The organism is Pseudomonas silensiensis, from assembly GCF_050434865.1.
Taxonomy (GTDB): Bacteria; Pseudomonadota; Gammaproteobacteria; order Pseudomonadales; family Pseudomonadaceae; genus Aquipseudomonas; species Aquipseudomonas fluorescens_W.
The window spans coordinates 67,313-79,522 of record NZ_JBNDJH010000012.1; the positions used below are offsets into that span (position 1 = coordinate 67,313).

Annotated in this window: 4 protein-coding genes and 1 pseudogene; 4 read left to right on the top strand and 1 reads right to left on the bottom strand. The window is 56.0% G+C overall.

Going from position 1 to position 12,210, the window contains the following annotated elements; all coding sequences use genetic code 11:
• Nucleotides 1-67: 67 nt before the first annotated feature.
• Nucleotides 68-396, bottom strand: a pseudogene (locus QF010_RS18220) (helix-turn-helix domain-containing protein); the annotation flags it as partial.
• Nucleotides 397-860: 464 nt separating this feature from the next.
• Here QF010_RS18220 and QF010_RS18225 point away from each other — a divergent pair.
• The 4 genes from QF010_RS18225 to QF010_RS18240 all read left to right on the top strand — a co-directional run bounded on the left by QF010_RS18225 (nucleotide 861) and on the right by QF010_RS18240 (nucleotide 12,187).
• Complete coding sequence (locus QF010_RS18225; protein WP_050482863.1) at nucleotides 861-2,570, top strand: HAL/PAL/TAL family ammonia-lyase; 1,710 nt, start codon at nucleotides 861-863, stop codon at nucleotides 2,568-2,570.
• A 488-nt stretch (nucleotides 2,571-3,058) separates the two neighbouring features.
• Nucleotides 3,059-3,877, top strand: coding sequence for a class I SAM-dependent methyltransferase (locus QF010_RS18230; protein WP_033060883.1), 819 nt, complete (start codon nucleotides 3,059-3,061; stop codon nucleotides 3,875-3,877).
• An 810-nt stretch (nucleotides 3,878-4,687) separates the two neighbouring features.
• Nucleotides 4,688-5,848, top strand: a complete 1,161-nt coding sequence (locus tag QF010_RS18235; RefSeq protein ID WP_033060887.1) for an SDR family oxidoreductase — start codon at nucleotides 4,688-4,690, stop codon at nucleotides 5,846-5,848.
• 213 nt (nucleotides 5,849-6,061) lie between these two features.
• Nucleotides 6,062-12,187, top strand: coding sequence for a type I polyketide synthase (locus QF010_RS18240; RefSeq protein ID WP_033060889.1), 6,126 nt, complete (start codon nucleotides 6,062-6,064; stop codon nucleotides 12,185-12,187).
• Nucleotides 12,188-12,210 lie beyond the last annotated feature (23 nt).

Here is a 12,210-nt window from a genome sequence, read left to right on the forward strand (position 1 = left end):
CCGGGTAAGTGGTCATTGAGCGCGAATAGGTTCCCTCCCTGCACTGGATGATACCTAGCGGGCTGAGCTGGTCACTGCCCGGTGAGATGCCAGCGACTCGCGCCATGCTTCGACAGCTGCCGCGAGATTGACCTATACGCGGTTAAACTACTTGCCCAATAACTCGGATTAGCACCTCTGGTGGTGCTTACGCCCGCTCGCTGGCTTGTCGATCAAGCCGTCTAGTCGCTGTTCTCGAAACACTGACACCAAAGAGTGACCGAGTGCATAGAGAATCCAACCAAGTGCGCTATTTCAACCCGCGAACAACCTTGAGCGGCCAACAGGATCACCCGAACGCGACGACCGCCGGCGGCTTAATCTTTCGGGACTCAGGACAATATCTTGGGCTCTCATCTGTTCGCCTCCGATAGTGTGATGATCGAGAAAGCGTAGCCAATTTTTTGGAGAATTTATTTTAGAGGCAGGACACTCTATTTTCATACAGTATTGATAGCACCTCTGTTACCACTGCCAAGACCATTGGTCTTGTAGATTATATTAGCTCCAATGCTAAATATTTCTATTTAAAGTCTCTGATACAAAATAGTGCAGCAACACTCCGTTAGTATTAATCGATTCCAAAGAACTCTTGCCACGCTGAAACAAGCGGTAGAAGTCTAACAAAACCAAAGCACACGTTAAGGTCCGAGTTACCGTTCCGCTGGTCTTCCCGCCCTTTCCAATTTTTTTGGCGTATCCGTGGAACCGTAACTGTAAAGATGCCACTCATCGATTAACTGGAAGTTTTCGATCTCCAGAATGATTGATGCCATAAAAATTTTTTCTATTCTTGTCACCTATTTCAAAAGAGACCCAATATGAATAATCTGACAAACGCTACGAATATAACGGAACTTAGTGACTCCGCCGAGCCTGAGGCAGTCGATTCAAGTGTCGAAGATACAGTATCGTTGCGTGGCACTGGATTGTCGATCGCTGACCTCATGCGCGTAGCGCGTGACCAATGTTCAGTTGGTTTATCGAAGGATCCGGCTCTCCATGAACGTATTGGCCGCGCTCATGCGCGCATGAAACAAGCTGTCGCCAACAACGAAATGATCTACGGTGTTACCACAGGATTTGGCGGCATGGCTAATGTGCTTATACCAGCCGACGAAAGAAATTCTCTTCAAGACAATATGTTGTGGTATCACAAAGCCGGCGCCGGACGAAACCTGCCTTTTCCCGACGTCCGTGCAGCAATGGTATTGCGCGCCAACTCACATTTGCGTGGTGCATCTGGGCCTCGACCTGAACTTATCCAGCGATTGTTGACGTTCGTCAACGCCGGCGTTACGCCGCATGTCCCTGATCTGGGATCAATCGGGGCAAGTGGAGACTTGGTACCATTAACCTACATCGCCGGCGCCATAATTGGCCATGATGCGGGTTTTCTGGTTGACTTCCAAGGTGCCACGATGGACTCCACCGCTGCATTACAAAAACTGGATTTGCCGCGGCTACGCTTAGAACCTAAAGAAGCGCTGGCAATGCTGAACGGCACCTCGGCGTGCACTGCTATCGCGGCGGGCTGCATTCATGAGGCACGCAAACTGGTAGAACTAGCGATTCAGGCTCACGCGCTCATGATCCAGGGGCTGCGTGGGACTGATCTGTCGTTTCACAAGTTCATTCACGATCATAAACCTCATGCAGGCCAAGGCTGGACTGCCGCTTGCATGCGCAATCTTCTTAGCGGCTCCGGGCTGATCCGAAGTGCCAACGGAAAACATCGCAATCCCAAAGAAGGTTTAGTGCAAGATCGCTATTCACTGCGTTGCCTTCCTCAGTTTATGGGGCCTATTGTCGATGGCCTCGAGGAGGCGGCTCGTCAGATCGAAGTGGAAATGAATTCGACTACAGACAACCCTTTGGTGGACGTTGAGAATGGTGACATCTTCTATGGAGGCAACTTTCTCGCGCAGTATACGGGCATGGCAATGGATCGCTTGCGTTACTCCCTGAGTCTCGTAGCCAAGCACCTCGACGTCCAGATTGCCCAATTGGTAGCGCCCGAGTTCAACAATGGGTTGTCACCATCGTTGGTAGGTAATCGTGAGCGGAAGGTCAATATGGGCTTAAAAGGCTTGCAAATTTCTGCAAATTCAATAGCGCCACTTGTAAGCTTTTTCGGAAACTCTTTGGCAGATCGGTTTCCGACACATGCCGAACAATTCAACCAAAATATTAATAGCCAAGCATTTGGATCAGCTAATTTGGCGAGGCAGTCTATTGATCTACTGAGGCAACTTGTATCAATGTCATTGATTTTCGGATTGCAAGCCGTAGACCTACGGACCTATGCAATTGCAGGACATTACGACGCGAGTCAACTTTTGGCACCAGCAATGTTGCCACTCTATACCGCGTTACGCGAAATAACCGGCACACCAGCTTCCGAGGCACGCCCATGGCTATGGGATGATAATCAACGGACGCTCGATCGCGATGTCGCTTTAATATGCGCAGATATCGAGAGCGGAGATCTAATTGCGCGTGCTAGCTCTGTCCATTTCGGAAAAGTGTAAGTCGCGTGCAAGACAGCACTCTAAATTTTAGGTCTGGGATCTTCGTTGTAGTCTATCGATTCGTTAAGTAAGAATCCCCCAATATGGCTTGAGAATCCCCCCAAAGAAAAATAGTGTACGTTCTGTTAACGCTCACAAGTAGCCACATGACGAATCTAATTTATTTTTGCAATTATGCCTTCCCCACTACCTGAATTTTTTCATATTGGCAGAACGCTAATTAAAAATATCAGCACCAGAGAGACTGCTAGCAAAACGCTTTATATTTCATGCAAATCAATTGCAATTCAACTCCCAGATTGCTTGCCAAATATACCCCTCAACGTCCTGATTTCATTGTTGGTATCACGAAAAAACGTTAATTTTATATACTCCGACAGCGCGGTACTGTTTTCACTTTCAGAAGGTATCTTTACCAATCTCGACATAAGCAATCCAGTGATTAAATTTATAATTTCGCAGCAGACTTGAATAGAGGCGATGGCATTATGTCAGAATCCCAGTATCTTCTTGGTCATACAGAATCCGAAATACGACGGCTGGTATTTCAGTCAAAGATGCTCAGAGCCATCACCACTCGCCTGCTTTTGTCTGCCGGCATCAAACCTGGGATGCGGGTCCTAGATTTAGGCTGCGGTCCAGGGGATGTCAGCATGCTGGTCGCCAAACTGGTTGGCCCCGGGGGCTCAGTCATCGGCATTGACCGCAGTCGTGCGGCCATCACAATCGCCAGGAAACGGGCGACTGATTCCGGCCTGAAGAACGTAGCATTTTCTCCAGTATCCCTAGCAGATTTTACCGATGAAGGTGGCTTTGATATGGTCACGGGCCGGTATGTGCTGATGTACCAACCTGAGCCTACAGTTTTTCTCCAGTATGCAGTAGCCCTACTGCGTCCCGGAGGAAAACTGGCATTCCATGAGGTAGATATCACCCGCCAACCGGTAAGCACCCCATTTCTTCCGTTATTCGACACTGTCTGTGCCAGAACACTATCCGCGTTTAAAGATGCACTATGCCATCATGAGGTGGCGGTTAGTCTGGGATCATTACTCCACTCCATCAACCTTACGGCTACGGGCGTTTTTTGCGAAATACCGGTCGAATGCGGCCAAGCAGTAAATATTAGCAGATGGGTGGGGGAATCATTCTGCAGTGTCTACCCCCAGACCATTGAGATAGAAACGACCTGTGGGAAAAAAATTTCTACACAGACTCTTGTAGATGAGCTGATCAAGGAAAGTCATGAGGCGAATGCTCAGATTGAATTCCTGCGTCAGGTATGTGCCTGGGGGACAGTATCATAACTAGTGCCAGATTTAGTTCGAAGAAGATAAACAGCCAACGAGATATTAGTATGCTTGCTAATGTTTATAAACATCCATCTTATAGCAACGGGCATGCAGATTACGACTGAGGAAGTTTATGATGAGAATGCCTGCACCTCCCTGTTAGTTATATTTTTGCATAGCGGCCATCGCATCACCACATCTAAACACGCGTCAAATCTTAACATATCGTCAGAAATCACCGCAAGAACTGACGATCAGGTACAACCAGTCACGAGCATTCTCGCCCACTATGCAGAGGTGTAAATATAAACTAAGGGCTTGCACGATAAACCCAATTGCAAGGCAAAAATCAAGAAAACGATTCGAGGCTTTTTCGGACCTCGAGACCAATAACCGCAGAGCCTCCGCCTCAAATTCAAACTTCATAGCCAATTTCGTTGTTTTCGCTTTGCGCCTACCTTTCATTGCCGATCCCTCGCGCGTTGGATGAAAAAGCTGTCGTATCGATCAACCATTTTCCCTCCACCATGCGTGCAAAAAAGAGTTGGCAGTTGGCTAAGTCCAACGGAACGGGGATTGCACGGCTCCAACACAGACGGCCCCTTGGGTCATTGGGGCTGTACTGAGGCGTATCTGATCGTTGGCGTCGTCACGTATTTATCATGGAACTGAACGGTCTGACACACCACTCACTCACTGTCGATGAATTGGACGCTGGCAATAGACGCATCGACAGACTACTGCAATAGGAAAAAGGCCCTGCATAGCCCGAATGACGAAAAGTTCAGGAAACGATCCAATTAAGATCGTACGAGGAGAACACCAATGGATAAAGCTTATGAGGGTAAGGCGGTTTTCATTACAGGCACTACCGGCTTTATCGGTTCGGTACTGCTCAAAACCATGAGCGAGAAGCTTAAAGGTATTGGACGAATCTACTGCCTTTACCATTCAACAACCCCTTCCCTGGCCTATGCTCACGACGAACGAGTTGTTTGGATAAAGGGGGACGTCACGCTGGAGGACTGGGGGATTTCTGATGGCTGGCTGTGGGAAATCAGGGAGAACGTGGAAATTATTTTTCATCTGGCTGCCTATACCCGCTGGGACACAACTATACAGGATCAGGTTCACGCTAATACCTTCTCCGCGCTACATGGGGCAGACCTGGCAGCAACTTGTAAAAAACTAACTTTATACCTGGTAACATCAAGCTATTGGGCGCTGTGTAATCGCTCGACACCTGAAAACTTCCAAGAACGAATTTATCAGGATTTCACAGCAGAATCCGAACTTAGCGAGATGGTAGAAACAGGTAGTAATGCAAGAATCAATGAGTGGCCTAATGCCTATTCCTACTCTAAAAACCTAATGGAGCGCTTGTTGCACCACCGCTATCCTAATTTGCTTGTAATGGTCGCACGCATCACATCTGTAACAGGTGCGTGGGCGTATCCCAATAGAGGTTACTGCGACTTCTCTATTTCCTTGCCAGCGTTTGTGAGAGCGATTGCGCTGGGAGGTGCTAGGTATTTCCCTGCATCGATGAAGGCGGCAGTCAATGATATGATCCCTGTTGATATTTGCGTTAACATGTTGTTGGCGAATGCCGTTGACCCATCGAATACTACATTCCAGGTTATCCATTGTTCTTCTGCTACACGCAATACCCCTACGCTTGGCGAGGTGGCTGAGATGGCTGGAGATATAATCTACTATTCTAGTCAAAATGAGTATAGCGAGGTGTTATCTAATCTTACCGATAAGCAGGCACAGCTTAATAAGCTTATTGTCGGCGCATACGGATTTGCTATGGCAAGCAGCTTTATCTTTGACGATGCGCAGGCCCGCCGACCGTTGCAGTGGATGGCTCCGGAGACCTTATCCATATTCCCTATTGATGTAGATGCGCTGGTGTGGCCGTCGATTATCTCAGCGATGAAGAAACAACTTTTTAAGCCGGTAGACGGCTGTTCTACCCGCTGAAATCATACTGCGTATCTGCCTATTAAGCTACGAGTACTCGTTGAGCGGCGCGGTGATACATAGTAAGCAACCAACATCATGCATAATAGATATTATGATAATTGCGACGGCCGCACTTATACCGCTTATATGATTTGTAATTAATACAATTTATGAGACTTCTAGAGAATAGATGGCCTTATGCGCAGCACTATTGCATTTCTGGAGACAATTATGAACACATTCGATGGACCCATAGGTCTTCGCGATGCAAAAGTGGCGATCATTGGTGCGTCATGTCGCTTCCCCGGCGGCTCTGATTCACCGGAAGCGTTTTTCGACAATTTGCTGAAAGGCGTCACCTGCGTCGGCCAGGTTCCCGAAGATCGTTGGTCGAGCGACAAATTCTTCAATGAGCGCGATGTTGCCGGTAAGACCTATGTCAATCAGGGCCATTTTCTCGAAGGCTATGACTATAAGTCCTTCGATGCCGATTTCTTCGGCCTCTCCCCGCGCGAAGTGGAGTTTATCGATCCGCAGCAGCGCCTGCTTCTCGAGCTGGCGTGGGAGGCTCTGGACAATGCTGGGCTGGATATCGAAGCCCTGGCAGGTTCCTCGACCGGCGTCTTCGTCGGCGGATTCACGGTCGACCATCTTCTGAACCAGCTGGGTGCGGGTGCCCGCGAGGCGATCGGAACGCACAGCGCGGCCGGCGCGACGCTGACGATGCTGTCGAACCGCATCTCCTACGCGTTCGATTTTTACGGGCCTAGCCTGTCGATTGATACGGCCTGCTCATCCTCGCTGGTCGCCTTCGCACAGGGCGTGACCGCGATCTTGACGGCACAGTGCGACGTCGCGCTGGTCGGCGGCGCCAACTTTATTCTCCGACCCGAATATATGGTGGCGATGTCGAAGGGCCGCTTCCTGGCCAAGGATGGCCGGTCCAAGAGCTTCGATGCGCGTGCCGACGGCTATGGCCGCGGCGAAGGCGGCGGTGTCGTCGTGCTGAAGGCATATGAGGCGGCGCTGCGCGATGGCGATCAGATCCTTGCTGTTGTCGATGGCGCCGGCGTCAATCAGGACGGCCGCACCAGCGGCATCACCGTGCCCAATCCCGAGGCGCAGCGTGCGCTGATGTTCCGCGTGCTCGCCGAAAGCGGCTGGGCAGCTGCGGAGATCGATTATATCGAGGCGCACGGCACCGGTACGCCGGTGGGTGATCCGCTCGAGACCCGCGCGATTGCCGATGTCTACGGCCAGGGCGGCCAGTGCGTCGTCGGATCGGTCAAGGCCAATATCGGCCATCTCGAAGCCGCGGCCGGGATCGCAAGCATCATCAAGTCGACGATGATGCTGCGGCACAATCAGGTGCCCCCCGTCGCCGGGCTCGAGGAGATCAACCCGAGCATCCCGACCGAAGTATTCCTGCCGCGCGAGCCTTTGATTCTGAACCGGGGCGAGACGCCACGCAAAGTTGCGATCAATTCCTTCGGCTATGGCGGCACCAATGCGCACGTCATCCTGAGTTTGCCGGATGTCGAGCCCGCTCGTTTCACGGTCGAGCCGTCGGACGCATCAATGCTCCTTCTCCCATTGTCGGCGCGTGACCCAAAGGCCCTGCGCGCGCGCGCCGAACAGTTCGCCGACCTGCTCGAGACGAGTGATGGCGCGGCACTCGAGGATATCCTGTTCACGGCGGGCGCGCGCCGGACGCATCTCACGCACCGCCTCGCCGTGTGGGGTGATAGTCGGCAGGAACTTGCGGCCGCGCTGCGTGGCATGTCCGCCGACGCCGAGACCTTTGCGGGGATCGAGGGTAGTCGGCCGTATAATGGCGATTCGCGGATCGCGTTCGTCTACACCGGCATGGGGCCACAATGGTGGGGCATGGGGCGCGAACTCCTGCGCGAAAACCGCGTATTCCGCGACACCTTGGAAGAAACCGACGCGCTGTTCACGCGCATCGCGGGTTTTTCAATTTTGGCGGAGATGACGCGCGACGAACCCGATTCGCGGATCAAGCGCACCGAATTTGCGCAGCCCGCGAACCTGATGATCCAGATCGGCCTCACGATCGCGCTGAGGGCCGAGGGGATTTCGGCGGACGCCGTGGTCGGCCATTCGGTAGGCGAGGTCGCTTCGGCCTGGGCCTCCGGCATGCTTTCACTGGAGGATGCGTTGCTTGTCAGCCGGGAGCGCAGCCGCATCCAGGGCAAGACCGCCGGAAGCGGCGGCATGCTCGCGCTGGGCCTTTCGGTCGAAGATGCCGCCGAAGTGATCCGCCCGCATGGCGATCTGGTGTCGCTGGCCGCGGTCAATTCTCCCCGCAGCGTGACCGTGGCTGGCGATCGGGCCGCGCTCGAAGCCATCCGGGCAGAAGCTGAATCGCGCATGGTGTTTGCCCGCGTGCTCGACGTCGAGGTGCCCTATCACAGCCCTCTCATGGAGGCGCTGAAGCCCGAGCTTCGCGAGAAGTTGGCAGGCCTGAAGCCGGTGCTCCCCGGTATCCCGCTTTATTCTACCGTCACCGGGGCTGCTATCGAGGATGGGACCAACGCACGGCGCTATGACGCCGAATATTGGTGCGACAATGTCCGTCAACCAGTCTACTTCGCCAACGCGATCGGCGCGATGCTTGACGACGGGTACCGATTGTTTGTCGAAGTCGGCCCGCATCCGGTGCTGCGGCGCTCGATCGAGGAGATCTGTGCTGATCGCAATGTCGAAACGCGCATAGCCTCAACGCTGGTGATGAACAAGCCCGAAACGCCAGCCTTGCGACGATCGGTCGGCGAAATCTATGTCAGCGGCGGACAGATCAACTGGGCATCCCGGACGGCGACCGGGCTGCAATGCACGCTACCATCCTATCCCTGGCAACGGCTCCCACTGTGGCGCGAGGCAGTGAACCAGGCTCGCGATCGCCTCGAGGGGCAATCCGCCCCGCTGATCGCAAAATATGGTGGAGCCGATCTCAATCTTCGCCGCCTCAACTATCTGTTCGATCATGTGGTCGACGGCGCTCCGATCATGCCGGCCGCCGGCTATCTCGAAGCGATGTGCGAAGAGGCCCGGAGCCGCTGGCCCGACGCCCCCGGATTGAGCCTGCGTGACATCCATATCGAACGCGCGCTCGTTCTCGATCATGAGCGGTCGCTGCGTCTCGACGTGCGGTTCGATCCGACCGGGCACCGCGCCGAACTCTACTCGCGCGACGAGGGTTCGGCCGCGGAGCCGGTGCTACATGCCTCAGCATCTATCCATCCGGCCGGCGCGCACCCTTCGTCCTCTCATGCTCCGACTTTGGCGGATACCAGCGCGATGGAAGAGGTCGCCCCAGCCAAACTCTATGCCGATCTGTACGCACTGGCACTGCAATATGGCCCCGCCTTCCAGCCGATCACCGCGTTGCGCCGCGATCTGGACCGCGGCCTCGCCGAGGCAGAGCTGACGCGGCCGCAGGTCGCCGGCGAAGCCGTGGATGCCTATGTCCTGCATCCGGCACTGCTCGACGGTTGTTTCCAGACCGCGCTGGCCCTGATCGATGCGAGCGAGGGTGCGTATCTGCCCGTGTCGCTTGCGTCGCTCGAAGTCTATGCGCCGATGCCGGAAAGCATTCGCTGCAAAACCGTCATCATTTCGCGCAGTGTTTCGCAGATCGTCTGCGACTTCGAGCTGACCGATCGCGATGGGCATCCAATCGCCCGGCTGAAGGGGCTGATCTGTCGATCGCTGCTCGGCCGCGGCAAGGTGGACCACTTCCCTGCCGGCGATTACCAGCGTGTCTGGGTTCCGCAGGCGGAAGAAGCGTCAGCCGTCGCGATCGGTGATCGGCTCCTCATCGTGGCTCAACCGGGCGACGTACTGGCCGACGCGATCGAGCAGTGCGCCCTGCAACACGCCGTGGCTTATGACCGATGCACCTGGACCGAAGTACCCGATTCGCCTGCGCTTGACCAGGCAAAGCGCGTTGCGGGCTTCGCTCCGACAGGACTCGGATCCGACGAGGACGTCACCGGCGCGCATCTGCTCGGCGAGATGTTGCTCGCGATACAGGCGATGGCAACACAGGATCGGCCGTTGCCGCTGCGAATCGTGACGCGCAACGCGCATCTGGTAACCGACGGCGACCGGGTCGTGCCCGCCCACACCGCAGTGGCCGGCTTCGTCAGGGTTATACGCAATGAGCTCGCTTTGCTTGACGCGGCGACGATTGATATTGACGACCGCACGGCGCTGGAACGTGCCGAGACCGTCTTTGCGCAATTGCTTGCCAAACAACACATCGACGAGATCGCCTTGCGCCACGGCACGTGCTACGCGGCCCAGTTGGTTGCAAGCGCAATCCTTCAGGCGCCCGAAACTGCGCAGATCAGACCGTCCGACGACGTAGCTGTCGAACTGACCCGCCTTGGCCCGGCTTACAGCGCCTCGCTCCTGCGCCAGCCAACATTGCCCGACGATGGCTATGAAGTGCGGGTAGAGCGTTTCGGTCTCCAGCTCGGCGCAGATCTGGATCCGGTCGGGATGATTGGCGTGGTTACCCGCGCCGGAACCGCCACGACGCGGTTTGCCATGGGTGACCGCGTGGCTGGCATCGTCCCGCATCGGCTCGTCAGCAGGCTGATCGTCAGGGAGGCGGAAGCGGTGCTGGAAGCGGTTGGCAATCGCGCATCAACATCGTCGCTGGCGCCCATCGTGGCCCGCGCAGCACTGTTGGCAAACCTTGCCGACTTGTCCGCCGGGCGCGCACTGATCGTCGACGGGATCGTCGGCGACGCGCTCAGCTCGCAGCTCGCCTCCAGAGGAGTGTTGGTGGTGCGCGTGGCGGCCGACCTTTCCGACTGGGGAGACGCAGGCGACAAAGGATGCTTCGATCTTATCGCCGGGCCGATGGCTGATTGGAGCCGCCTGTTTGGCTTCTCCGCGCTCGCTCCCGGCGGCCGACTGGTTGATCTTGCCAAGAACCCTTCGCCCTTCGCGGTGCCGGGACATTGCGGCCGGCTGGTGCGGCTGCACGATGACCTGCCCTCGCTTGTGAAAGATTTGGCCTATCGCGTGGAACTCGCCAGCGTGCTTAATGGCACAGCACCGGATTATCCGACGGCGGCGCGTATTGGTTGCTCCGAGTTGCTGGATCCGGAGACGCTCGCGGCGATCGGCCCTGACTGGGTCGAGCTTGATCTGCGCGAGGACGATCGCTCGATCGCGGTCGAGGCGGCGGACATGCCGGCGATGGATCATGAGGGAACCTATCTGGTCACCGGCGGTTTCAGCGGCCTCGGCCGCGCGGTCGCCCTCTGGCTGGCGGGTAATGGTGCCGGGCGGATCGTACTGATCGGTCGGCGGGGCCTCGAAACATCGGGTGCACCCGAACTTCTGGACCGAGTGCGCGAACTGGGCGCTCGCGCCGAGGCCTATGCAATCGATGTCGCCGACGCCGACACCATGATGGCGCTGCTGCACGACCTGCATCAGCCAAATGCGCCGCTGCTCGGCATCTACCATGCGGCCGGTGTCATCGACGACCAGCTGGTTCGCGAGCTGACGCCTGCGCAGATTGCACAGGTCATGCGCCCCAAGGCGAACGGCGCCTGGAACCTGCACCAGGCGACTTCGGCGCTGGGGATCGAGCTGCAGCAATTCGTGCTGTTCTCGTCGATCGCCAACCTCGTCGGCAACAGCCGGCAAGCGAACTACTGCGCCGCAAACGGCTTCCTCGATGGCTTGGCGCACCTTCGACAGTCGCTAGGGATGCCGGCGCTAAGCGTTAATTTCGGCGCGATTGCCGGCACCGGGATGCTGGCGTCCGATGACCGGATTGGTCAGCACCTCACCCAGATCGGCCTGGCTCCGCTCGATGTCGACGTGGCACTGCGCGGGCTGGGCCGTGCGCTGGCGCGGCGCACGACGCAGGTGGCGGTCGCCGAGAAGATCGCCTGGGAGAAATGGGCGACCTATGAAGACGTCGGCGGTGCCTCGCCCGCGTTCATCGCGCTGGTGGAGGAAAGCCGCGCGACCCTGACCGGCGATGCATCGCTCGTCCAGCAACTGCACACCGCGCTCGCCGGCGTCGAGGACGCGGCCGCGCACGAAATTCTCTGCAGCCTGATCGCCGAAGTAGTCGCATCGGGTCTGAAAACCCGTGCGGATCGCTTGAAGCCGGAAATGACCTTCGACTCGTTCGGCGTGGATTCGCTGATGACGACCGAAATCCGGATCCAGCTCGATAACACATTAGGCGTCAACTACTCAGTCGTCGAACTGCTGGGATCAACGACCATCTCCTACCTGGCCGACAAGGCCCTGCTGCAAATCCACGGCGGCGTAGCGGGCCTCGAGCTCGCGGCCGAATAGCTTTGAAAAATGGGGTCGCAGAC

Bases quoted from the DNA above. Each gene is read 5' to 3' on its own strand.
- QF010_RS18225 (WP_050482863.1), top strand. From the start codon at position 861: ATGAATAATCTGACAAACGCTACGAATATAACGGAACTTAGTGACTCC.
- QF010_RS18230 (WP_033060883.1), top strand. From the start codon at position 3,059: ATGTCAGAATCCCAGTATCTTCTTGGTCATACAGAATCCGAAATACGA.
- QF010_RS18235 (WP_033060887.1), top strand. From the start codon at position 4,688: ATGGATAAAGCTTATGAGGGTAAGGCGGTTTTCATTACAGGCACTACC.
- QF010_RS18240 (WP_033060889.1), top strand. From the start codon at position 6,062: ATGAACACATTCGATGGACCCATAGGTCTTCGCGATGCAAAAGTGGCG.